The sequence below is a fragment of the Rhizobium oryzihabitans genome (assembly GCF_010669145.1).
GTDB lineage: Bacteria > Pseudomonadota > Alphaproteobacteria > Rhizobiales > Rhizobiaceae > Agrobacterium > Agrobacterium oryzihabitans.
In genome coordinates, this window is sequence record NZ_CP048637.1 from 208,132 (window position 1) to 231,052 (window position 22,921).

18 protein-coding genes and 3 pseudogenes are annotated in these 22,921 nt (G+C 58.5%); 1 reads left to right on the forward strand and 20 read right to left on the reverse strand.

Annotated features, from left to right (window positions below; genetic code table 11):
- Positions 1-382: 382 nt before the first annotated feature.
- The 20 genes and pseudogenes from G3A56_RS26675 to G3A56_RS26760 all read right to left on the reverse strand — a co-directional run bounded on the left by G3A56_RS26675 (position 383) and on the right by G3A56_RS26760 (position 21,292).
- Positions 383-2,071 (reverse strand): 3'-5' exonuclease, encoded by a 1,689-nt coding sequence (locus G3A56_RS26675; RefSeq protein ID WP_164056927.1) that lies wholly within the window; start codon positions 2,069-2,071, stop codon positions 383-385.
- Positions 2,072-2,075: 4 nt separating this feature from the next.
- Positions 2,076-2,600, reverse strand: a complete 525-nt coding sequence (locus G3A56_RS26680; RefSeq protein WP_082186245.1) for a hypothetical protein — start codon at positions 2,598-2,600, stop codon at positions 2,076-2,078.
- A 55-nt stretch (positions 2,601-2,655) separates the two neighbouring features.
- On the reverse strand, positions 2,656-4,470 hold the full coding sequence (locus G3A56_RS26685; protein ID WP_082186244.1) for a DUF294 nucleotidyltransferase-like domain-containing protein: 1,815 nt from the start codon (positions 4,468-4,470) through the stop codon (positions 2,656-2,658).
- A gap of 101 nt (positions 4,471-4,571) precedes the next feature.
- A complete protein-coding gene (locus tag G3A56_RS26690) occupies positions 4,572-6,338 on the reverse strand; it encodes a sodium:solute symporter family protein (RefSeq protein WP_082186243.1) in 1,767 nt (588 codons plus the stop codon).
- 14 nt (positions 6,339-6,352) lie between these two features.
- Positions 6,353-6,613, reverse strand: a complete 261-nt coding sequence (locus G3A56_RS26695; RefSeq protein WP_035228095.1) for a DUF4212 domain-containing protein — start codon at positions 6,611-6,613, stop codon at positions 6,353-6,355.
- A 501-nt stretch (positions 6,614-7,114) separates the two neighbouring features.
- Positions 7,115-8,574 (reverse strand): annotated as a pseudogene (locus G3A56_RS26700) (TrkH family potassium uptake protein).
- A complete protein-coding gene (locus G3A56_RS26705) occupies positions 8,571-8,957 on the reverse strand; it encodes a Na+/H+ antiporter subunit G (RefSeq protein ID WP_425503399.1) in 387 nt (128 codons plus the stop codon). The pseudogene G3A56_RS26700 and the gene G3A56_RS26705 overlap by 4 nt, the downstream one beginning before the upstream one ends.
- Positions 8,958-8,971: 14 nt before the next feature.
- Positions 8,972-9,241 (reverse strand): K+/H+ antiporter subunit F, encoded by a 270-nt coding sequence (locus tag G3A56_RS26710; RefSeq protein ID WP_082186240.1) that lies wholly within the window; start codon positions 9,239-9,241, stop codon positions 8,972-8,974.
- Complete coding sequence (locus tag G3A56_RS26715; RefSeq protein WP_082186239.1) at positions 9,238-9,726, reverse strand: Na+/H+ antiporter subunit E; 489 nt, start codon at positions 9,724-9,726, stop codon at positions 9,238-9,240. Before G3A56_RS26715 ends, G3A56_RS26710 begins: the two co-directional genes overlap by 4 nt.
- Positions 9,727-9,729: 3 nt before the next feature.
- Entirely contained in the window at positions 9,730-10,134 is a 405-nt protein-coding gene (locus G3A56_RS29720; protein ID WP_425503392.1) for a proton-conducting transporter membrane subunit, read from the reverse strand.
- Positions 10,131-11,258 (reverse strand): monovalent cation/H+ antiporter subunit D, encoded by a 1,128-nt coding sequence (locus G3A56_RS26720; protein ID WP_425503393.1) that lies wholly within the window; start codon positions 11,256-11,258, stop codon positions 10,131-10,133. The genes G3A56_RS29720 and G3A56_RS26720 overlap by 4 nt, the downstream gene beginning before the upstream one ends.
- Complete coding sequence (locus G3A56_RS26725) at positions 11,255-11,617, reverse strand: Na+/H+ antiporter subunit C (protein ID WP_082186237.1); 363 nt, start codon at positions 11,615-11,617, stop codon at positions 11,255-11,257. Before G3A56_RS26725 ends, G3A56_RS26720 begins: the two co-directional genes overlap by 4 nt.
- A gap of 3 nt (positions 11,618-11,620) precedes the next feature.
- A pseudogene (locus G3A56_RS26730) lies at positions 11,621-14,462 on the reverse strand (monovalent cation/H+ antiporter subunit A).
- A 254-nt stretch (positions 14,463-14,716) separates the two neighbouring features.
- Complete coding sequence (locus G3A56_RS29800; RefSeq protein WP_484573244.1) at positions 14,717-15,112, reverse strand: AAA-type ATPase lid domain-containing protein; 396 nt, start codon at positions 15,110-15,112, stop codon at positions 14,717-14,719.
- A 14-nt stretch (positions 15,113-15,126) separates the two neighbouring features.
- Positions 15,127-16,047, reverse strand: a pseudogene (locus G3A56_RS29165) (sigma 54-interacting transcriptional regulator); the annotation flags it as partial.
- Positions 16,044-16,376: a sensor histidine kinase gene (locus G3A56_RS26740; protein ID WP_164056928.1), complete on the reverse strand. Its 333-nt coding sequence runs from the start codon at positions 16,374-16,376 to the stop codon at positions 16,044-16,046. The pseudogene G3A56_RS29165 and the gene G3A56_RS26740, both read right to left, overlap by 4 nt.
- Positions 16,358-17,791: a sensor histidine kinase gene (locus tag G3A56_RS26745; protein WP_164056929.1), complete on the reverse strand. Its 1,434-nt coding sequence runs from the start codon at positions 17,789-17,791 to the stop codon at positions 16,358-16,360. The genes G3A56_RS26740 and G3A56_RS26745 overlap by 19 nt, the downstream gene beginning before the upstream one ends.
- A 22-nt stretch (positions 17,792-17,813) precedes the next feature.
- On the reverse strand, positions 17,814-18,149 hold the full coding sequence (locus G3A56_RS26750; protein WP_164056930.1) for a DUF1850 domain-containing protein: 336 nt from the start codon (positions 18,147-18,149) through the stop codon (positions 17,814-17,816).
- 31 nt (positions 18,150-18,180) lie between these two features.
- Positions 18,181-20,262: a TRAP transporter permease gene (locus tag G3A56_RS26755; protein ID WP_082186233.1), complete on the reverse strand. Its 2,082-nt coding sequence runs from the start codon at positions 20,260-20,262 to the stop codon at positions 18,181-18,183.
- An 82-nt stretch (positions 20,263-20,344) separates the two neighbouring features.
- Positions 20,345-21,292, reverse strand: coding sequence for a TAXI family TRAP transporter solute-binding subunit (locus G3A56_RS26760; RefSeq protein WP_082186232.1), 948 nt, complete (start codon positions 21,290-21,292; stop codon positions 20,345-20,347).
- A 387-nt stretch (positions 21,293-21,679) separates the two neighbouring features.
- On the opposite strand from G3A56_RS26760, the gene G3A56_RS26765 reads away from it, so the two are divergent.
- Positions 21,680-22,626, forward strand: a protein-coding gene (locus G3A56_RS26765; protein WP_175414410.1) for an IS630 family transposase whose coding sequence is annotated in 2 segments (ribosomal slippage) — positions 21,680-22,019 and positions 22,019-22,626 — 948 coding nt in all. Because the reading frame shifts where the segments join, the coding sequence is not laid out codon by codon here.
- The last annotated feature ends 295 nt before the right edge of the window (positions 22,627-22,921 follow it).

The window sequence follows — 22,921 nt, forward strand, 5'->3', positions numbered from 1 at the left end:
ACGAGACAGGCACGTGGACGTGCACGCATCTACTGAAGGAAAAGTAAATACTCTAATGGAGAAGTGTGTCTCTGCTACGAGAAAATTAGCGCTTCAGCTACACCACTCCATGGGACACGATCCGCCATTGCATTCGCAGGGCACTCATTACATCCGGGCCGGAGCGTTCGCAGGTGAAGGAATGACTTGGGAATAATAGCATGTGAAGCCGTCGCGATCAGCTTCACATGCTCTGGGGTTGAGGCATGGAGGAACCTAGCCTCGTTTCCAATTTTAATAATGCGAGAGAGATTGAGAATACACTTCCGGTTCCAAATACTTCATAAAACCGTGATGCCGCCGTGATCCGTAATCGCCTTTGAAAATCCTTACGCGGCGGCATCTACCGCTCTTTGTTAAGATCACGGATAAGCCTCTTGTGTCGCCTTGCCTCCTTGAGCAAGGCCTCAACCATCACCAACCCCTTGGCGGCAAGCAGGTCTTGCATCTTGAGGAAGGCTTCGGCTGTAGCCGAGGCGTCACCTTTGGCCGTGTGGCGCAGGTCATGCGGCAAATCGATATCCAGCCTTATCAGTAGCGCGTCGAGTGAGTGATCCTCCCATTGTCCGAATACGATTGCCGAAAGCAGAACCGTATCCAGCACCAGATTGTCGAAACGCAAACCAGTCTGCTGTTCCCGACGATAAAGGAACTCCATGTCGAATGGGGCATTGTGGGCAACGATGACAGCCCCTTTCACAAAATGGTGAAATCGCTTGATTGCTTCGTCCGGGCTAGGAGCACCGAACACCATTTCATTTGCAATGCCGTGAATCCGGGATGCTGACGTAGGAATGCTGCGACCCGGATTGACGAGCATGTCAAAGGTTTCCTCATGGAGGATCTTACCGTTCACGATGCGCAAGGCAGCAATCTGAACAATCTCGTCACCGCTCTCTGGGTTCAACCCCGTTGTCTCGGTGTCGAAGACCACATAGGTCAACTCATCGAGCTTCGCCTTTTCGATTTTTTCCGGCAGGGCGCGTTCCAGAAGACTGAAATCATAAACGACCGAATGCAGCGGCTCCGTTATGTTCGACAAGGGCGCGTCAATATCCGTCATTCGCATATTGAAGGCGTGTCCCGGCGCGTTTATGCAGGTGTCGAATGCCGCCGCAAGATGGGATAACCTTTCCCTAGCGGCCGAGAAGGCACCTTCCGGAAGCCCCTCGAACGTGAGCGGCTCAACCGCTTTGAGCAAAAGCTCCAGTTGCGGCCATTCCGCATAGAAAACCTGTTCGAGCAGGCGTTCGCGCGTCGCGAATGCCGAAATTTCATCCGTCACATCCCTGAGGGTCAAGACATAGGCCCCCTCTTGTTTTTCATCGGCGACAAGGCGCATACGCCCGGCGAGCCGTCGCTTGCCATTCACCGCTGTGCACAGAAACTCCACAATGGCGTTTTCGGTCACATCTGGGTCGGTCAACCGGCGATGGGCGTCACGCACCTTCCCCTCGCTCAGATAATCGAACAGATTATGATCGAGGCAGACCATTCTACCTGCCTCTCCTAAATAATGCCTCGCGACACCGTTGTAGAACACCAGCCGATGACGTCCGGTACAGAGCAAGACGGCGGGCGGCACATCCGCGATCAGATGCTCCAGCCTGTGTTTGTCGGCAGAAATCCGCGCTGTTTCCCTCGCAATGTTTTCGGCAAGTGCGTTACGGCCCCGCTCCAGTTCCGTCGCCGCCGCGGAAACCGCGCCAGCCAGATCGCCGAGATAGCGGCCCTGCTCGGCAGGAAGCGCACCGGAAACCCCGGCGTGCGCCCGCGCACGCACGGCTGCCGCAATGCTCTCGACCGGTCGTGCGACATGCATATCGAAAAGATACCACATCCAGACAGCAAAGCCGATCAGACCGAAGCTTGCAACAATGCCGCCCTGAAGAAGAGGCGCGACATCAACGGGAGTTCCCACTCGTCTATAGGCGACGATAAAACCGGCGACGATGCAAAAAAGGCCACCGAACGCTAACGCTACAAAAAGCAACAGCATTCTGATACGAAGACCGAGGCTTTCGACACGCATGGCATCACCTGGTGTCGCAGACCGCAATACGCGCCGGGTCGTCGGCAGCGAGCGCGATCCACTCCGCTCCGGCAATGGCGCCGTCATACGCAATCGTAACCTTATCGCCGATGAGATCGGTACGGCGCCCCGAGACGCAGTCGAACACCGCTTTCACTACTATGGAGGTTTGCCAGCGGGCCGCCAAAATGACGTCAACCATCGCTTGATCCGGTTGTTGCGGATGGCGCCGAACGCCTGACGCATCCACAGCCGTAAACCGATTGATGACCGGCCTGTAATAGGACCAGGGACGCCAGAAAGACTGATCCTCGTTCTTCCAAGTTACGACCACTCCAGCCGGCATTGCATGGGTCATACGATCATACCATGTGTATTCGCTCCACACGGCATAGACGAGCATTGCAATGCCGCCGGTGGCAGGCACGATCCATTTCGGCAACAGCCCGCGACTTACCCAGCGCAGACCAGAGACGACGCCAGCCACTGCGACACCCGCTACGACGGCAGCGATCAACTCAAACAGCATTCCTTTTTCCTTTCACGCCGGGCGGTGGCATTGTCATCCATCAGGTATATCCCGATCAAACCGGCGCGACACCGCAATTGGCGAGTGCCGATTGCATGGTGCGCACCACAACGAAGGCATCGCGCAGCTGCGACCGTTCGAACTCGCCCATATCATACGGGTTCAGGTAATTATCGGGCTTCTGCCCTGCCTTGATTTGCATCGCCTGGTTTCGCAATCGCAAGTCCGCGATCATGTCATAGGCGACGAGAAGATCCCGAGCACCGGCATAGGAGATAACGGCCGTGCTTTTGGCGGCGATCAGTCTGGCGCGCGTGTTGACCGGGTGCAGACGCTTGATCAGCGTGTAAACACGCGCCAGATCAACGACCGGCACTACACCGGCATGTTTCATGTCAATCTGATTCCGGTGCTCACCGCTTCTCGCGATCGAAAATCCACGCAGCAGGCCAAGTGGCGGCGCATGCTTAAGCGAATTGCTGATCATGTGAGCGACAAAAATTGAATTTGCAGATGCTAGATTCAGTATTTCGGCCTGCAAGTCGGTGAAAAATGCCGTTTCACCGGCTATCGGCCGCAGATCGAACATTACGCTTGAAAGCATCTGGGCCATCGGATCTGGCCTCGCCACCCAATCGTGAAAGTAGCGTTTCCACTGACGCACCGGCTGACACCAGCGCGGGTTTGTCGCCATCATGTCACCAGGGCAGAAAACATAACCACACGCATCCAAACCGGTGCTGACAAAGCGGGCGAGCCGTTCGAACCACGGCCGGTGTGCCTCAATGAAATTGTCATCGAGAAAAATACAATTGTCCTGATCACTGACGCCGGTCTGCTCCTGACGCCCCTGCGAACCGCAGGCCAGCCACAGATAGGGCACCGGCGGCGGCCCGAATTTATCCTCCGCCATGACGATCAAACGACGGGTCACCGCATCAGCGATATCCGTAATCAGGCGGGTGACGACCTCGTGCGCATTGTGTCCAGCGACAAGCTGCACCAGAAGCCGCGGGATCTCCGTCGTCGCCCACTTCAAATCCTCAAGGCTTTGTGCAACGGCAATATCGCGGATGAGAAGTGCTGACGAAATCGCCAAGAACCGGGTCATGTCCGTCTGGGTAATGAGGCCGACGAGCCTTCCCCCATCCACGACCGGCACGTGGCCGATGCCGCGTTCAAGCATCAAATGCAGTACATCGGCGCCGAGGTCATCGGTCTTGAGGCATACGGGATCAGCCGTCATGACCAAGGAAACCGGTGTCGCCTGCGGATCAAGCCCCTTCGCAAGCACCCGCCCGACAAGATCGCGCAACGTCACGATGCCAACGAACCTGCCTTCATCGACAACACCAAGGCAAGAAATCTTATGCTCCTGCATGACCTCGGATGCCTGACGGACAGCACTTTGCGGCGAGCAGTAAAACGGCGCCGCCGACATCAAGTCTCCAACCTTTCGCGTGGCAAGCTCGTTGCGCGGCGCCAGCACGGGCGCAGGACGCGTGAAGAAACGGGCAAAGACAGGTTCGTCCGCAAGCAATGAGCGAAACAGGGCAGCCGGCAAAAGCAGCAAAACAACATCTGTCAAGGCATTCGCTGTCGTTGCGGCAAGACTGGAGGCCAGCAGTCCGCGCTCCCCGAAGCTGTCCCGCGACGAAAGCCGGGATATCAGGCTGCCGGCCGCATCACGCGTTTCGACGCATCCCTCGTAGATGATATACAGGCCCTGGAGAAGCTCGCCGCAGTGGTAGACTTCATCGCCCGCCTTGAATTCGAGACGCCTTGTCTGTCGTACCACACGGTCCAGCCCAGCGTTCGACAGACCGTCATAGAGAGGCAAGGTTTGAAGAAACTCGGCAATTGCGGACACGTCCTCTCCCCATCTTTCCGTCGAGGCTCGGTATGTTCGCGAACATCGCCTCGAAAGAACGGGCAGCTCTGCTGCCCGTTCCGCTTTCCTATCCACAAGCCTCAGTGAGCGACTGCGGAACCTGCACCACGCGGAACGCGGATGGATTCCACCAGATCCTGCACTTCCTTTGGCGGAGCAGCAGTCATGCTGGAAACCAGATAGGCGGCTGCGAAGTTCAGCAGGGCGCCGATCGGGCCAAACGCGCTCGGCGGAATGCCGAACACGTAATTGGCCGGTATGTTTTCAAGCATGTTGGTTCCCGGAATGAAGAACCAGCCCAGATAAGTGAACAGGTAGACGCAGGTGGTGATGAGACCAACGAGCATGCCGACGGTCGCACCCGCAGAGTTCATGCGCTTTGAGAAAATACCCATCATCAACACCGGGAAGATCGTCGCGGCAGCAAGACCAAAAGCGAGCGCCACGGTCTGAGCAGCAAAGCCCGGCGGGTTGAGACCGAGCAAGGTTGCAATCAGAATTGCACCTGCCATTGCGATTCGCGCCGCCAGAAGCTCACCCTTTTCCGAGATGTCAGGCTTCAACGAGCCTTTGATCAGATCGTGGCTGATGGCCGACGAAATAGCCAACAGCAGACCGGCAGCAGTCGAAAGCGCAGCGGCAAGACCACCAGCGGCAATCAGACCGATAACCCAGCCCGGAAGCTGTGCAATTTCCGGATTGGCAAGAACGAGGATGTCGTTGTTGATATCGAGTTCGTTGCCCTTCCAGCCACGCTCCTCAGCCGTGGCAGCGAAGCCGGCAGCCTTGTCATTGTAAAGCTGGATGCGGCCATCGCCGTTCTTGTCCTCGAACTTGATAAGACCTGTGACTTCCCACGTCTTCATCCAGTCCGGACGCTCTTCGTAGAGAACTGATTCAGCCTGGGTTCCCTGAGGATAGATGGTATTGACGATGTTCAGTCGAGCCATGGCGCCGACAGCCGGGGCCGTCAGATAAAGCAGCGCAATGAACACCAGTGCCCAGCCCGCGGACCAGCGGGCATCGGCCACCTTTGGAACGGTGAAGAAGCGGATGATGACGTGCGGCAAGCCGGCAGTGCCGATCATCAGCGACAGCGTGAAGAGCGTCATGTTGAGCATGGAGCCTTGCGCCGTATAGGCCGTAAAGCCAAGATCGGTCACCACCTGATCAAGCTTCTGAAGAAGCGGCAGTCCGGATTCCGTATGCGTGCCGAACAGACCGAGCGGCGGAAGCGCATTATCGGTCAATTGCAGCGAGATGAAGATCGCCGGGATAGTGTAGGCGATGATCAGAACGACATACTGGGCAACCTGCGTATAGGTTATGCCCTTCATGCCACCGAGCACCGCATAGGCGAACACGACTGCGGAAGCGATCCACAGGCCGGTTGAAACCTGCACTTCAAGGAAGCGCGAGAAGGCAACGCCAGCACCCGTCATCTGCCCGATAACATAGGTTACCGAGATGATGATGAGGCAGACGACGCCGACAAGGCGGGCTGTATTGGAATAGAAACGATCACCGATGAACTGCGGCACGGTGAACTTGCCGAACTTGCGCAGATAAGGCGCGAGCAGAAGGGCGAGCAGAACATAACCACCGGTCCACCCCATGAGATAGGTGGAGTTGGCATAGCCGACACCTGCTATGAGGCCGGCCATGGAGATAAAGGATGCGGCCGACATCCAGTCGGCAGCGGTTGCCATGCCGTTCGTCACGGGATGAACGCCCTGGCTAGCGGCATAGAATTCAGCGGTGGAACCTGCGCGGGTCCAGATGGCGATACCGATGTAAAGCGCAAAAGACGCGCCGACCATCAGCAGATTGAGCGTGTACTGATCCATGAAACTCCTCCGTCTCAGTTCTCGTCGACGCCGAATTCACGGTCGATCTTGTTCATGTAGACGGCGTACCCAAAGATCAGCGCGATGAAGACGAGGATCGAACCCTGCTGGGCGAACCAGAAGCCGAGATCCGAACCACCGATCTTGATACCCGAAAGCGCCGGGCGAAGCAGAATGCCAAAGCCATAGGAAACAACCGTCCAGATCACCATGCAAATCCAGATGATGCGGATGTTTGCCTTCCAATAGGCATTAGAAGAAGACTTATCCTCCATGGAGAACCTCCCTTTAAACTCCCAATTACCCCTTCTCAGGGGCGACCTCCAAAAAAACCAGCACAGGAGTTCGCTGGCTGGAACACTCGTTCCAGCCATTTGATTGCTGAACCACCTCAATGATTAGCCAGATAGCTTTTTGCTATTCCTTGCGCTTAACCCCTCCAGGGCGCAGGATCGGTAACCGACAATTATGCTCTCCCATGCATAGTCAGCTTGACTGTAGACGGAGATTCCTCCAAGCCACCCGCGACAATTGTCTTAATACTAAAGTCAAACACGCGTTGCCCAACGCGCATTCATTCCCCTCAAATTCTTCTAGTTTTTTGAAACGATTATATTTTTTCGAAGGAAGCTCTGCAGCAGCAAAGCATGGAAATGCCATGAGCCGGAGCATGGTCACGTCTTGTTGACCACGTGTGATCAGATCACCGAAGCCTATACGGCCTTCAGTCACCGTGAGGCCATCCGATACCCAACCAAACTGAATGGAAAATAGCGTCAGTTCCGCCAGAATGTTGGCAACAAAAGCACGACGACTGACAGAATTTCGAGACGACCAAGCAACATGACAAAAGACAGGAGATAAAAGGCGGGATCAGTCATGGCTGAAAAATTGCCGGCTGGACCGATAGCGTCCCCGACGCCAGGACCGACATTCGCGAGCGCCGTCACCACGGAAGAAAGGGATGTCGCAATATCATACCCTAGCGCGCCCATCGCCAGGCTGCCGGCCAGCCAGATCACGATAAATGCAAAGAGAAACAAAAAGACAGCCCTCTGCGTTTCGGGATCTACGTTCAAACGCCCGTATCGAACAGGATAAATGGCATCGGGATAAATCAGTCGCTTCAGGCCGACATGAACTGTCGAAACGAGAATTATGAAGCGGTATGCCTTGATCCCACCCGATGTGGACCCGGAACAACCGCCGGCAAATGTGGCAATGAAGGCGGCCACAACAACAAACGGTCCCCAGCGGGTATAGTCTTCACTTGCAAACCCGGTCGTCGAGAAAATGGACGCGAAGTTGAAAAACGAATGCGCCAGCGCATAGCCGAAATCCACGCCATTTTGAAAGTGGTTTGCCAGCGCGGCAAGAATAGAGAACACGCAAACATAGCCGATGAAGACCGCAATCTGCGGATCGCGTAGCGTATCTACTTTCCGGCGTACCGCGAAAAGAATCATAGCCGAGAACGGTAGACTGCCCAAAATCATGAAGATCGTGGCAGTCCACAGCAACGTGCGATTATCACCGAAATAGCCGAATGAAGCATCATGGGTCGAGAACCCGCCAGTCGATATCGTTGCCATGGCGTGGTTGATCGCGTCAAAACGGTTCATTCCCCCGAGATTGTACGCCACAGCGCACACAATTGTTATTCCCACGTAAATCCCGATGAAGGCGCGTGTAAACGTCGCCATACGCGCGAACGGCCGATCATTCGAACTGTCTGACGATTCCATTCTGAAAAAGGACATTCCCCGACGCGCAGAAACGGCAGAAGGAACAGGCCGAGAGCTACAATCCCGATACCGCCAAGCCAATGAAGAAGAGAACGCCAGAACAGAAAGCCCTTCGGCAGTTGATCCAATCCGGCAATGCTGGTTGAGCCTGTCGTGGTCACTGCGGAAACAGACTCGAAAATGGCTTGCCCAAAGGTCAGGTCCAGCTTCGAGAAGTATATGGGCAAGGCTCCCGTAATTGAGAAAACCAGCCATAAAACATTGACGAGGATAAATCCGAAACGCTTGCTAAATGGCGGCGGGGAGGATCGGGTCGCAAATGCGAGCATTAAGGAAAACCCACCCGTCAGAAACGCGCAGACAGCAAAAGCTTTCCAATTATCATCATGATAGTAAAGGTTGACGAGTGCAGGCAACAGCATCGCTGTGGCAAGATACAGGCCGCATACGGCGGCCACATGGAGCGCCGAGCGTATCAGATTGCCGTTCAAGGCTTGGCTTCCACGGTTTTCCTCACGTCAGCTCCTGAAAGCGTGGCCCATTCTGCTGCGGAGCCGGTCTCCGGCAGTGTTTTTCGCTTCTCCTTATTCCGCAGAATATGAACTTTCGCAATCATGTGGGCGCTGACAGGCGCTGTCAAAAACAGAAACAGGGTAATCAGCAGTTCGTGAAAGGAAAGGACGCCCGCAGTACCGGCGAAATAAACCATGGAGGCAATCAGCAGCGAGCCGATACCGAGCGTGGTCGCCTTGGTCGGGGCGTGAAGGCGCCGCATCGTATCCGGCAGCTTGGCGAGACCAAATGAGCCGACAAGCAGGAAGAACGCGCCTACCACGATGAGAATGGAAGCGACTGTTTCCAAGACCGTTTCAATCATCCACGTTCACCTCACTCGATCACATTGCCGCGCAGAAGGAATTTGCAGAAGGCGACTGTCGTCACGAAGCCGACCATGGCCAACAGCAGGGCCGCCTCGAAATACATGGCAGTGCCATAGAGTATCCCGGCCAGCACCACGAGACCGATGACATTCACAACGAGCGTATCGAGCGCGAGAATGCGATCGGCGCTGTCCGGACCGAACGTCAGCCGCCACAGCGTCATCGCCATGGCGATGCAGATGGCGACGGTCGCAATGCTGCAAGCGATCACGATCATTCGAATATCCTCTTCAACCGCCGTTCATAGCGTTGTTTTATATCGACCACGACACCGGCCGGATCGTCGGTTTCGAGGCAATGGACCAGAATGGCCTTGCCATCGGCGCTGAGATCGGCGCTGACCGTCCCCGGCGTCATGGTGATCGTGCCAGCCAGAGCAGTAATTGCCTCAGGTGTTTTCAGATCGAGCGGGACGGTTACATAGGTCGAGCGCAGGCTCGCCCCCTTGCGGGTCAGAACGAGCCGGGCGACGTGAATGTTGGAGATCACGATATCCCAAAGCACCACAAGCAGAAATTCTGCGATGGCCAGCGGCGCCTTCAATACCGGATTGCCGGGCCAGAACCGTGCCGTTGTCAGTGGAATCGCCAGCCCCATGGCAAGACCGAAGACGATCGTGCCCGTGCTGATTTCATTGATCAGCATCACCCAGATGACCGCAATGACAAGGCTGAGAACCGGATGCGGCAGAATTGTCTTCATGGATCAGCCTCCCCTTGCCGCGCCAAGAACGGCTTCAACATAGCCATCGCGGTCAAGCGCCTGTCGTGCCGTGTCGTTGAGCCATTCCGCCGCCGGTCCGCCGAACAGCGTCCAGAGCGCGGTCATCGCCAGAAGTGCGGAGATCGCCACAAGCTGGGGCACCGCGGAAGGCAGGGCATCGGCCTTGTTTTCAGGCGGCACGGGCAAGGTTCCCCAGAACAAGGCCGACCCGGCACGCACAAAACCAATGGTCAACAGAAGGCTTGTCGCAAGCACGAGCGCCCATAGCCACGGCCACGCAAGCGATGCCCGCAAGGCATCAAGGATCATCACTTTACCGATGAAGCCCGAAAGCGGCGGCAATCCGGTCATGCCTATGGCCGCCAGCAGATAAAATCCACCGATCATAAGATCATTGCGGATGGCAGGCGCCGGAACAAGCCGGTCTCCCGCGTCTCCCGCGTCTCCCGGCGGTCAGCGACGAGGCCGGCGATGAGGAAAAGCGCCGCTCCGGCCAGCGTGGAGTGGACGAGATAATAAAGGGCCGCCGAGACACCGGTCGCTGTAAACGTGCCGAGCGCCAGCAGCAGCGTGCCCATGGAGGCAACCACTGAGAATGCCGCGAGCGACTTGAGACGATGGCTGCCCAGCACGCCAAGCGCACCGATGAACAATGTGATGGCGGCGGCGGGAAGAACGAAAGGAACCGCCACATTGGCAAGCGGTCCGGCATCGACGCCGAAGACCATGCCGTAGACACGCAGGATGGCATAAGCGCCAACCTTGGTCATGATCATGAAGATTGCCGCCGCGGGCGCCGATGTCGAGGCATAGGTGGAGGGAAGCCACCAGTGCAGCGGAACCAGCGAGGCCTTCGTTGCAAAGACGAGGAATAGCAACAATGCCCCAGCCTTGAGGATCGCCTGATCGCCTGCGCCAATTTCGCCCGCTTTCACGGCCAGATCGGCCATGTTCAGCGTTCCGGTCGCCGCATAGATCAGACCCGCTCCGATGAGGAAGAGCGTCGAAGCGACGAGATTGATCGCGACATACTGGAACCCAGCCTTCAAACGTTCGGCACCGCCGCCATGCAGCATCAGCCCATAGGAGGCGATCAGCATCACCTCGAAAAAGACGAACAGGTTGAAGATATCGCCCGTGAGGAACGCGCCGTTGATACCGAGAAGCTGGAACTGGAAAAGCGGGTGGAAATGCCGCCCGGCACGATCCGCCCCGCCCGTGGCAAAGACGACAACACAGAGCGCCAGAACGCCTGTCAGTGTCAGCAATGTGGCGTTGAGCCGGTCGATGACCAGCACGATGCCGAACGGCGCTTCCCAGTTGCCCAGCCGGTAGACAAGTGGCACGCCATCCGCCGATTGGGCAAGCAGCACCAGATCAACGGCGAGCAGCAGGATGGTCGCAACAATCGAGACGGCTCGCTGGCTCTCAAGCTGGAAGCGCAGCGCCAGCAGCATGAAGGCGGCCGTCAGGGCCGGAATGACGGCAGGCAGAATAATCCAGTGGTTCACGGTTTTCCGGCCTCCCCGGAGGCTGAATCGTCCGGCCTTACATCGAGATCGGCCCGGTCGCTTCCGGTTTCGAGGAAACCTCGCAGCGCCAGAACGACGATCAGCGCCGTCATGCCGAAGGAGATGACGATGGCGGTCAGCACCAGCGCCTGCGGCAGAGGATCGGTGTAGGCTACCGCATCGGGCGAGACGATCGGCGGCCGGTTGATGACAAGCCTTCCCATCGAGAAGAGGAAAACGTTCACGGCATAGGACAGGAATGTCAGCCCGAGGATAACGGGAAACGTCCTGGCCCTCAGCATCAGGTAAATGCCGGTGGCAGTGAGGATGCCGGTGGCGCTGGCGACGAGAAGCTCCATAAATCAGGCTCCTTCCGGCTTGTTGTTTTCAAGGGGAATGTCCATGGCCGCGCCAAGCGGCTGCGGATCGACCCTCTGCGCGACGCGCGAAAGGCGGGCGAGTGAAAGCACCATCACGCCGACAACTGTAAGGAACACGCCGAGATCGAAGACCATGGCCGATGCCAACTCGAATTTACCGACCAGTGGCCATGTCACATAACCGAAGGTGCTTTTGAGGAATGGCTGGCCGAAGACCCAGGGGGCGACGCCCGCCAGCCCGGCAATGCCAACACCCGCGCCGATCAGTGCGTGCGGATCGTATCGCCTGCGCTCGGACGCCCAGACATAACCGGACGCGATGTACTGAACGATCAGCGCGATGGCGACAACCAGACCGGCGATAAACCCGCCGCCCGGCAGATTATGCCCGCGCAGGAAAATATAAACGCCGACAGCAAGCGACAATGGCAGGAGCAGGCGCGTGGCAACCACGAGAATGAGCGGGTGCGCATCGCCCGCTTCCTCCACCGGGAGAAGCGCACGCACGCGCCGGAGCGCAGCACCCTTGAGATTGACGTCGAGCAGCGCATAAATTGAAATGGCCGCAATGCCGAGCACGATGATTTCAGCGAATGTATCGTAACCGCGGAAATCCACCAGAATGACGTTCACGACATTGGTGCCGCCGCCGCCCGGCTTGGAATTGGCCAGATAGTAATCGGCGATGGCGCGCGGCCCTTCGCTGGTCATCACGCCATAGGCAAGTGCGGCGACGCCAAGACCGCCGGCAATGGCGATCAATGCATCCACAGCGCGAAAGGCACCGCCGGTTTCCTTCGGTGTCTGCTTGGGCAGAAGGTTGAGAGCCAGAAGCATCAGAACCGTGGTCACGACATCGACGGTGATCTGCGTCAGGGCCAGATCGGGAGCTGAAAACTGGATGAAGATCAGCGCAACGACAATGCCGACGACACTGGTCAGGATCAAAGAAAGGAAGCGGTCGGCATGACCGATGGCAACCGCGACGCTGATGCCCGCCAATGTAAGCCATGCGAAAACGGCGGGCAGGCTGACGGGAAGCAATGGGCGCGCACCATTGCCGAGCGTTCCCTGCCATGCCGCATGGAGACCCAAGGCAACAAGCGTGACGAAAACGATGCGCAGCGTCATCGGCAGCGAACCGTTGTGCAGCATCCCCGTCACAAGGCTTGCTGCCTTTTCGCACACAGAAAGAACGCTCTCGAACATCGCCTTGGCATCGGGGCGGGGCACTGCAAGCCTGAGCCCGTTCGCCACCCCATAGGCTGCGAGAAGTGCCGCGCCGCCCGCGAAGGCAATGAGGCTCATGAACAGCGCGGGCGTGAACCCGTGCCACAGCGCCAGATGATATTCGGGCAGGCTGCCGCCCGTCACAGCGCCGGCTACGGTCGCAACAAGGTCACCGGCAACAAAGGCGGGCGCAACGCCAATGGCAACGACGGCAATCGCCAGCAGTGCCACCGGCATCCACATGCCAGCCGGCGGATCATGCGGATGGCGCGGATAGTCATGGCGCTTCGCGCCCATGAAAGTCCCTACAGCAAAGCGCAGCGAATAGGCCACGGAACACACGGCCCGAGGGTTGTGGCAACCGGGAACAGCCATGCCTGACCGGCATAAACGGTGTGGGCCGCCTCTTCCAGCATCATTTCCTTGGAAAGGAATCCGTTGAAGAACGGCACGCCCGCCATCGATGCGGCCGCGACAAGCGCAAGCGTCGCGGTGACCGGCATGAGCCCCATGAGGCCGCCAAGCCGCTTGAGATCGCGGGTGCCCGTCTCATGATCGACAATACCCGCGCTCATGAAAAGGGCGGCCTTGAACGTTGCATGGTTGAGAATGTGGAAGACGGCAGCAACTGCGCCCATTTTCGTGCCGAGACCAAGCAGCATGGTCACGAGGCCGAGATGGCTGACCGTGGAAAAGGCGAGCAGACCCTTGAGGTCATCCTTGAAGAAAGCGATCCATGCCGCAATCAGCATCGTCGCAAGCCCTACAGGGGCAACGATCAAGAACCATGCATCGGTGCCGGAGAGAGCCGGCCAGAAGCGCGCCAGCAAAAAGATGCCCGCCTTTACCATCGTCGCCGAATGCAGGTAGGCGGAAACCGGCGTCGGCGCAGCCATGGCATGCGGCAGCCAGAAATGGAATGGAAACTGGGCCGATTTGGTGAAGGCTCCGAGCAGAATCAGAAGCAGCGCCGGAAGGTATAGCGGCGATGCCTTGATGATGTCGCCACGCAGCAGAAGCTCGGAAATCTCGTAGGTGCCTGCAATATGTCCGAGCAGTATCAGACCGCCGATCAGCGCCAGCCCCCGCCGCCGGTCACGATCAGCGCCATGCGCGCGCCTTCGCGCGCATCCTGCCTGTGCCGCCAGTAACCGATCAGCAGGAACGACGTCAGGCTGGTCAGTTCCCAGAAAATCAGCAGCAGGATCAGGTTGTCGGAGAGCACAACGCCAAGCATTGCCCCCTGAAACAGCAGCAGATAGGCATAAAAGCGCCCGACGGGATCGTCACGATCGAGATAGAACCGCGCATAGACGATGACCAGCAGGCCAATGATCAGGATCATCGCGGCGAAGAAAAGGCTCAATCCATCGAGGCGGAAAGAGAAATTCAGCCCGATTTGCGCAATCCATGTCAGGCTGACGCGCTCGACGCCGCCGGAAAAAACGGTTTCCGCACGCGACAACAGCAACGCCAGCGCCGCAAGCGACACAAGACCCGTAGCATTGGCGCAAACATTGCGGCCAGAGCGGATGAGAAGCGGCGGCAGGATCGCGCCGAGCAGCGGCAAAAGGGGAACAAGCCAGAGAACCATCAGCGAATCCACGCTCCCGACGGTACGGTCGAGATCGTTACAGCTATTGGCAACGGCTTGGGGATCGGGCGATCGATTACGGCGCTCATCGGTGTGTCCATACAAAAACCGCGCGGCGGCCCGACCTGCGCAATCCTGCCGTACCAATCTCCAGCACGAACACCCAAGCACTCTGTAACAAAGCATTCCGCTGTTGTCATGCAATTTAGGAAGAAAAATCAAATATGGCCGATGGAAGCCAGCATCCAGATGCCTCAATCCAGCCGAATACCGTAGCGGTGAATCTTGTCGTTCAGGGTGCGTCGGGCCATTCCGAGAACCTGGGCTGCCCGTTCGGTGTTGCCCCGGCAGCGCTCCAGCGTCGTGCGAATTTCCCGCGCTTCGAAGGCAGCCACACGGTCCGCGAGACTATCCTGATCAACCTGCGAGGCGGCGGGAAGGTCCGGCTGATCGATCTGCAACGCAAACCGTTCCGCGACGGCCCGCAATTCGCGCATATTGCCAGGCCATGGACGACGCAGGAGGCGCTGACGCAAGGCATAATCGATGGCAGGAACCGGAAGATTGGCGCGGCGGGCGGCTTCAGTTACGAAATGCGTGAAGATCAGGGAAATATCATTCCCGGTTTCACGCAGGGCAGGTAACTGGATGCTGCTGCCCGCTATGCGAAAGTATAGCTCTGGCCGGAAACTTCCATCCAGCGTCAATTCACGCAGATCGGCTCGGGTCAGAGCAACCAGTCGCAGATCCAGCGGTCGCATGTGGTGTTCACCGAGTCTCACGACGCCGCGTTCTTCCAACACGCGCAAAAGCTTGGCCTGAACCGCATGCGGCATGGCCTCGATCTCGTCCAGCACAAGCGTGCCGCCCGTTGCCGCCTCCAGTTTGCCCGGTTTGTCACCCGCCCCGGAAAGGCACCGGCGACATGCCCGAACATCTCGATTTCAAACAGCGCCTCGGGCAACGCGGCACAGTTGATCGCCACAAAGGGGCCGTCCCGGCGCGAGCTGGCATCATGCAGGGCACGGGCCACAAGCTCTTTTCCGGTTCCGGTTTCACCAGTCACGACAATATCGACGTTTAACGGCGCCAGCGCAGCAATCCGCGCGCGCAGTTCCTGAATGGCCGCAGACTGACCAAGCAGACAGGTTTGAGGTCGGAGGCTCAGTTCCCGGCGCAAGCGGGCCACTTCGGCCCGCATCGCGACGTTGCGCAAGGCGCGGTCGATCACGGCGATCAGATGCGCACCGTCATAGGGTTTTTCCAGAAAATCCTCCGCCCCCAGCCGCATTGCCCGCACCGCCTGCGGCACATCGCCATGGCCGGTCAAAAGCACCACGGCCAGGTCTGGGTGACGACCACGCAGATGCTCCAGCAGATCGAGCCCGTCCCAGCCGGGCATGCGCAGGTCGGATACCACAAGGTCGGGCGTGGCGGGACTGTCGTAGGCCATCTCGGCGGTCGTAAAGCCTGTCACCCGATGGCCGCGCGCCTGAAGAAGATCGCAAAGGGCGGCAAGGTGGTCACCGTCATCATCGACGACATGAATGAGCGGCGGCGTTGCAGCCTCAGGCATTTCGTTCATTGGTCTTCCCGTTCCAGCCTGGGCAGGCGGATGCTCGCGCAAAGCCCACCGCCCGCTCGTGGGTCAAGATCGATCCGGCCTCCGAAAGAGGTAATGATCTCTGAGGAAATCGCCAGACCGAGACCAAGACCCTCGCTTTTCGATTTGGTGGTGAAGAAGGGCTCACTCACCCGCTGCATGACCTGCGGGTCGATGCCGGGCCCATTGTCCTCGACGGCAATGAGCGCCTCGTCCGGGGTCAGCACCAGCTCGACCTCGACCTTCGCGCCTTGCCTCCCCTCCACTGCGTCCAGCGCATTGACCAGCAGGTTCACCAGCACCTGTTCCATTCGCCCACGACCGGCCTGTACCCGGCACGATGCCGCAACAGTGCGCAGTTCCGGCATAACGCCTGCGGTCCTGGCCCGCGGCTGAATGACCTCCATTGCCCCTCGATGACGGTCATGAGATCGACGGGTTCGGTCTCGGTCACTTCTTTCCGGGCGAAGGATTTCAGGCGTTTGGTGGTGCGCTGCATGCGCCTGACCAGCCCGCGCGCCGTCTCGATCCGTTGCCTTGCATCCGGTGCGGCGGCCTCTGCCATCATGGTCGCCGTCAACAGGGTCGCCTCCATCGCCGCCAGCGGCTGGCTGATCTCGTGAACGATGGCGGTCGACATCCGGCCCAGCGCGGCCATTTTCTCGGCCTGGATCAGACTTTCCTGCGCTGCGCGCAATTCAGCCTCGGTGTTGCAGCGCACCTCAACCTCGCGGTTCAGCGCAGCGGTACGCTCAGTAACACGCTGCTCCAGAACGGCGGCATGATGGCGCTCCATCTCCAGAAGTGCGCGGCGCTGGCGTCTGATCTTGGCCCAACCGAGCGCCATGGCAGCCAGCAGCGCGCCTGCCAGCGCTCCAAGACCCGCTGTGCTTGCCACTGCGGTGACGGGTGTCGCCGCAAGCATCTGCCAGTCAGGTTCCATGGCCGTGAGGCGGCTGACCAGCATGCGCTTGTTCTTGCTGTTGATCAGCCCGAAAGCTCCTTCTTTCAACGGCTGTGCCGCAGCAATATCGATGCCTGAATAGGTCTGGACCTGCTTCAGCCGCGCAAGAACAGCAGGCGACAGAGCCATCAGGGGGCGATAGAGCCAGTCCGGGTCCGAAGCCAGAAAGATGACGCCATCCGTATCGGTCACGGCGATGTCCTGTTCGACCCGGTTCCAGGTATCCCGCAACGGGCTAAGGTCGATCTTGACGACAACGATACCGGTTATGCCGTCAGGCAGCACCACGCGGGCCGAGAGAAAGTAGCCCGGCAGCCGGGTAGTGACGCCGATCGCATAGAAGGCGCCGCTGCCCCCATTGAGCGCATCCTTGAAGTAGGGGCGAAAGCTGTAATCCTGCCCCATGAAGCTTTCCGGGCTTTTCCAATTCGAGGCGGCGATGGTCACCCCGGATGCGTCCAGCAGATAAAGATGCGTCGCGCCGGAGGTCTGGACCAGCGTTTCCAGATAGCCGTTGGCGGAAAGGATAGCCGCGCCATCGTCGGGCGCGCGAAGGGCAGACCGGATGCGGGCATCCTCACCCGCCACGGCGGGAAGATACCGGAACCGTTCGATCTCGACGGTCAGGGCATGACGCGACAGGATCAGACTCTGGTCGAGACGGTTGATCATGGCGGAACGCGAGACATGCCAGCTCAGCAAACCGCAGAGCAAGGCGGCTACGGCAATGATGAGCCCGTTTATCGCTGTACGGACCGGCATCTCAATCCGCCCCTTTTTGTCCTCAGTTTTGGCAGGGCCGCAGGGTTATGGCTTCTCCAGCCGTGTCCCCCAGCACCTGACAGGTTTCGCTGGCGCACAATGTCCAGCCAGAGGCTGTCATACCCGAGGCGGCGATGACAAGGGTGGAAACCGGCGCAACTTTCGGCGACCAGACAAGCCAGCCATCGACGAGACGGGCATCGGGGCCGGGCTCCATCCCCGCACCCGATCCCTTGATGGCGGCACGCTCCAGCTTCAGCCCGCCCGGCACCCGGCGCCAATCCTCCCGCCATTCGGTTTTCTCGACGGAATGGGTCCATTGCAGGCGAAAATGGCCATCAGGCGGGAGGGCCAGCATCAGCCCCCCGCCATCAGGCACAGTGCCGCACTCATGCCACAGCCCTGCGGAACTGCCACCACAGCATCCCGGCAAACAGAGCGAACAGGACGAAGCCGATCTCATCGGTCAGTGGCAGGGCGGCAACCAGGCTGAACGATGCAACCATGGCAAAACCGCGCTGCCACAGCGCCAGCGGTCGCCCAAGCCAGCCGATCACCGCCACGCCCCAAAGCGCCAATGCGATTATCGACTTGACCGTAATATAGGCAACGGCCGGCCAGTAGCCGATGGCTATCGCTGTCGCTCCTCCGTCCTGAAGCATCAAAGCGGGGCTATAGACCGCCATGAAGGGCACCACGAAGCCGGCAGCGGCAATCTTGACCGCCTCAAGGCTGATACGCAGCCCGCTTTCCTTGGCGATGGGAGCCGCAGCGAAGCAAGCCAGGGCCACAGGCGGTGTCAGATCGGCGAGAATGCCAAAATAGAACACGAACATATGGCTGACGATCAGCGGTACCCCCAGCGCCAGCAGGGCGGGACCGGCGATGGACGAGGTTATGATGTAGTTGGGGATCGTGGGAATACCCATGCCAAGGATGAGGCAGGTCACCATGGTCAGGATCAGGGACAGGAGCAGCGAGCTTTCTCCAACGCCAACGATGAACTGGCCAAAGGTGTTGGCTGCCCCGGTCAGCGTCATGACACCGATGATGACACCCACGAGCGCGCAGGCGATCCCGACGGGCAGCGCGGTACGCGCGCCATCCGCAAGACTGTCGCGGCAGATGCCCAGCGTCTCCCGCCCGCCCTTGCTGACAAGCGCAACCACGCCGAGAACAGCGAGAGCGCCGAGGATTATCCACAGGCCGAGAGCGAAGAATGCCGCCGCGACCAGACCAAGCCCAATCCAGAAGATCACCCGCAATACGCCTTCGGGCAAACCCAGAACGGCCGAACCGCCAAGAATCAGCAGCACGGTCAGCGCCAGCCCCACCGTTCCCGCATAAAGCGGGGTAAAGCCGGAAAAGAGCAGCCAGACCAGAACGGCGAGCGGCAGCAACAGGTACCAGCCATCACGCAGAGCCCTGCGGGCAGAAGGCAGCGCATCCCGCGAAAGACCGCGGAGTCCCCGTTTGCCGGCTTCGAGGTGCACCATCCAGAACACCCCGAGAAAATAGAGGATGGCGGGAATGAGTGCAGCCTTGACGATCTCGATATACTGGACGCCGAGCGTCTCGGCCATGATGAAGGCAACCGCGCCCATGACCGGCGGCATGATCTGCCCGCCCATGCTGGCCGTTGCCTCGACGCCGCCAGCAAAGGCCGGCCGGTAGCCGAACCGCTTCATCAGCGGAATGGTGAACTGCCCTGTCGTCACCACATTGGCAACGCCGGAGCCGGAGATCGTTCCCATCAAAGCCGAAGACAGAACCGAAACCTTGGCCGCACCGCCGGTCATGTGACCGACAGCGGCGAGGGAAACATCCGTGAACAGGCGGATCATCCCGGCCTTTTCCAGAAAGGCTCCGAACAGGATGAACAGGAAGATATAGGTGGACGAGACATAGACGGGGATACCGTATATGCCCTCCGTGCCATAGGCGAGATGCTCGACCACCTGCGCAAAATCATAGCCGCGATGGTTGAGCGGAGCAGGCAGATATTGACCAAACAGCGCGTAGGCCAGAAAAACGCTGGTGATGATTGGCAGCGCCGGGCCCATCAGCAGCCAGGCTGCGGCAAAGACCGCCACCAGTGCGGCAACTCCGAACCAGATATCGCGCGGCAGTGGATCACCAGCCCTCAGCAGCAATTCGGTGTACTCGATGGCCTGATAGATGGCGATGACTACCCCCACTGCGGCCAGGATGAAGATTGCCGCCCGTGTCAGGCCGCTTCTGGGCTTCACGACCGCCAGCAGGGGAAAGCCCAGCGCCATGAGGAAGCCCACATGAAACGCACGGGCGATCTGGCTGGGCATATCGATAAGATGTGCCGCCGTGGCGATCTGAAACAGGGAAAAGACGACAGCCAGCCAGAACAGCACACGTCCCAGCAGGCCGGACGGGAAGCCGTCGCCAAGGGGATCATGCGCCACATCGATCGTCTGCGCCGTAGTTGCATCGGTCATTTCGGGGTTCCTCTCCCATAGGATCAAAAAGGGGCGGTCACTGAATAACCGCCCGCTTTGACCGCGGGGTATGATCGATGGATCAGAGCTTGCCCTGCTCGCGGTAATACCGCTCGGCACCCGGATGCAGCGGAACCGGCGGATTCTTGGCCGCCTCATCCAACGAGATACCCGCCCCTGCGCTATGGGCGGCCTTGAGTGTCGCAAGATTGTCGAAAATGAGCTTGGTCATCTGATAGACCACCTCTTCCGGCACATCGGCGCTGGTAACGAGATAGTTGCCTACCGCCACCGTGGCTACGTCGCTATCCTGACCCTTGTAGGTGCCAGCCGGGATCTTGGCTGGGATGTAAGGCACACCCAAGGCTTTCGCCATGTCATCGGGGATCGATACGATGCTGATCTCCTGGCTGGAGGCGAGATCCTTGATTGCGGCGTTACCGAGCCCTGAAGACTGCAACGTTGCCTGAAGCTGGCGGTTCTTCATGAGTTCGACGGATTCCGCGAAAGGCAGGTATTCCACCTTGCCCAGGTCGCCATAGCCGAGGCTTGCCGCACCCAGAATGGCGCGCGCATTGAGCTCGGTTCCCGACTTGGCGGCACCGACCGAAAGCGTCTTGCCCTTCATGTCGGCAATCGTGTTAATGCCTGCTTCCTTCAAAGCGGCAATCTGCACATAATTGGGATAGATTGCAGCCACGACGCGCAACTTCGCGAGAGGCGCCTTGAAGCCCGCTTCGGTATTGCCTTCCCAGGCCATGGCGAGCGCATCGCCGAGCGTGAAGGCGATTTCCCCCTTGCCCTGCTGGATAAGGTTGAGGTTCTCAACCGATGCCTTGGTCGCCTGCACCTGGGTGCGGGAACCGGCAATGCCCTTGCCGTAGATGTCAGACAGGGCAACGCCCAGCGGATAGTAGACGCCGGACGTACCGCCAGCCAGCACGTTTATGAACTGCTCGGCGCCGGCCTTGGGGGCGCTGACGGCAAATGCGCAGGCAAAAGCCATCGCAAAAGTGGTGCGAAATTTCATGGTGTCCTCCCGAACGATTTCCTCCCGCCTCCTCGCGGGAACCTTCAGGGTATGAGTTTTGCACGAACCGCGCAATTATCCGAGATTCACACAGCGCCAGTTTTGTGGCGGTCTTCCGCCAACGGAAAGGCGGGCATCCGCCAAAATGTTCACAAATCTTTGTAAAAATTGAAGATTATTGAAAACTCGACTTTATAGGCGCGAGCCGCGGATCCTCACATAACTTGATATTTTTGAATTGTCCGAGAAGCAGAATACAGGGGTTTGCGTCAAGTAATGACGGCATAATGTTGACATTAGAGCGTTTCCCGGCCTGAATGAATCTGTGGGGCTTTGCAAATCAGCGGCGGTCTGATTCAAACTATCTGCCGATGGAGGTCGGCGGATATGTCGAAATTCCTTTCTGTCGATCTGCGCATTCGGGTTCTCGCCGCCGTTTCCGGTGGTGCAACCCATAGGGAAGCTGCCGAACGTTTCGGCGTGAGTGCAGCAAGCGTCAGCCGTTGGCGCAATCTGCAACTGCGTCAGGGTGACGTCCGACCTGGTCCTCTCGGTGGTGATCGGAACTCCCGTAAAACCGAAGCGCATGCGGATGCGATCATGAGATGGCTGGGCGAGCATCGCGACGGAACGCTGTTCGAACTCCGCGACTTTCTTTGCGCTCAGGGTATCCTGATCAGCAAGTCGGCGCTGCATCGGTTCCTCGTCCGGCATGGCCAGACACGTAAAAAAAGACTGGCCACGCGATAGAGCAGAACCGCCCCGATCTCCTGGAGCAGCGCCAGCGCTGGTTCGATGATCAACTGGACCTCGATCCCGCCAAGCTCGTCTTCATTGATGAAACCTGGACCGCAACGAACATGGCGCGCACCCATGGGCGGTGCAACAGGGGAGAGCGGCTACGCATGGGCTTTCCTCACGGCCACCGAAAGACCACGACGCTCGTGGCTGGCCTGCGCAACACCGGAATGGTCGCGCCGCTCGTGATTGACGGGCCGATCAATGGAGAATGGTTCGAGGCTTATGTCGCGCAGGTTCTCGTCCCGACCTTGAAGCCTGGCGACGTTGTCATTCTCGACAATCTTTCCAGTCACAAGCGACCGGCAGCCCGTGAGATGATCGAGGCGGCCGGAGCGCGAATGATGTTCCTGCCGCCCTACAGCCCGGACTTCAACCCCATCGAAAAGGCATTCTCGAAACTGAAAGCGCTCCTGCGCAAGGCCGCCGAGCGTACCGTATCTGGCCTATGGGACAGGATCGGACAACTCATCGAATTCGTCGAGCCTCAAGAAGCGAGAAACTTCTTCAACTCTTGCGGATACGATCCAACATGAAAGGGAAACGCTCTAGTATAAATAGGAACACTTCAGGTAAATATCCTTGAAATTGAAATTTTCAGACCGGATCACCAGTGGACATATTATTTAATTTTCTGATAATATAAAATTTTACGATCATAATCAACTATGTAATTGACAGAGTTGTGCTTTTCATCGCGAGTGCGCGTACGCCCTTATTTTTCTTCGAATGCATTCAAAGACCGGCTAAAGCAAGAAATTTGGCAGACTTCTCATTATACGGTCATTATAAAGTCTGATTTCCGCGATAGTAAGTAATATTGGCTCTTAT

Excerpts from the sequence above, each read along its gene's own strand:
- G3A56_RS26675 (WP_164056927.1), bottom strand. The coding sequence starts at position 2,071 with ATGCGTGTCGAAAGCCTCGGTCTTCGTATCAGAATGCTGTTGCTTTTT.
- G3A56_RS26690 (WP_082186243.1), bottom strand. The coding sequence starts at position 6,338 with ATGGATCAGTACACGCTCAATCTGCTGATGGTCGGCGCGTCTTTTGCG.
- G3A56_RS26755 (WP_082186233.1), bottom strand. The coding sequence starts at position 20,262 with ATGACCGATGCAACTACGGCGCAGACGATCGATGTGGCGCATGATCCC.
- G3A56_RS26710 (WP_082186240.1), bottom strand. The coding sequence starts at position 9,241 with ATGATCGTGATCGCTTGCAGCATTGCGACCGTCGCCATCTGCATCGCC.
- G3A56_RS26760 (WP_082186232.1), bottom strand. The coding sequence starts at position 21,292 with ATGAAATTTCGCACCACTTTTGCGATGGCTTTTGCCTGCGCATTTGCC.
- G3A56_RS26680 (WP_082186245.1), bottom strand. The coding sequence starts at position 2,600 with ATGCTGTTTGAGTTGATCGCTGCCGTCGTAGCGGGTGTCGCAGTGGCT.
- G3A56_RS29720 (WP_425503392.1), bottom strand. The coding sequence starts at position 10,134 with ATGATCGGTGGATTTTATCTGCTGGCGGCCATAGGCATGACCGGATTG.
- G3A56_RS26715 (WP_082186239.1), bottom strand. The coding sequence starts at position 9,726 with ATGAAGACAATTCTGCCGCATCCGGTTCTCAGCCTTGTCATTGCGGTC.
- G3A56_RS26740 (WP_164056928.1), bottom strand. The coding sequence starts at position 16,376 with ATGGAACAGGTGCTGGTGAACCTGCTGGTCAATGCGCTGGACGCAGTG.
- G3A56_RS26695 (WP_035228095.1), bottom strand. The coding sequence starts at position 6,613 with ATGGAGGATAAGTCTTCTTCTAATGCCTATTGGAAGGCAAACATCCGC.
- G3A56_RS26725 (WP_082186237.1), bottom strand. The coding sequence starts at position 11,617 with ATGGAGCTTCTCGTCGCCAGCGCCACCGGCATCCTCACTGCCACCGGC.
- G3A56_RS26750 (WP_164056930.1), bottom strand. The coding sequence starts at position 18,149 with ATGCTGGCCCTCCCGCCTGATGGCCATTTTCGCCTGCAATGGACCCAT.
- G3A56_RS26745 (WP_164056929.1), bottom strand. The coding sequence starts at position 17,791 with ATGCCGGTCCGTACAGCGATAAACGGGCTCATCATTGCCGTAGCCGCC.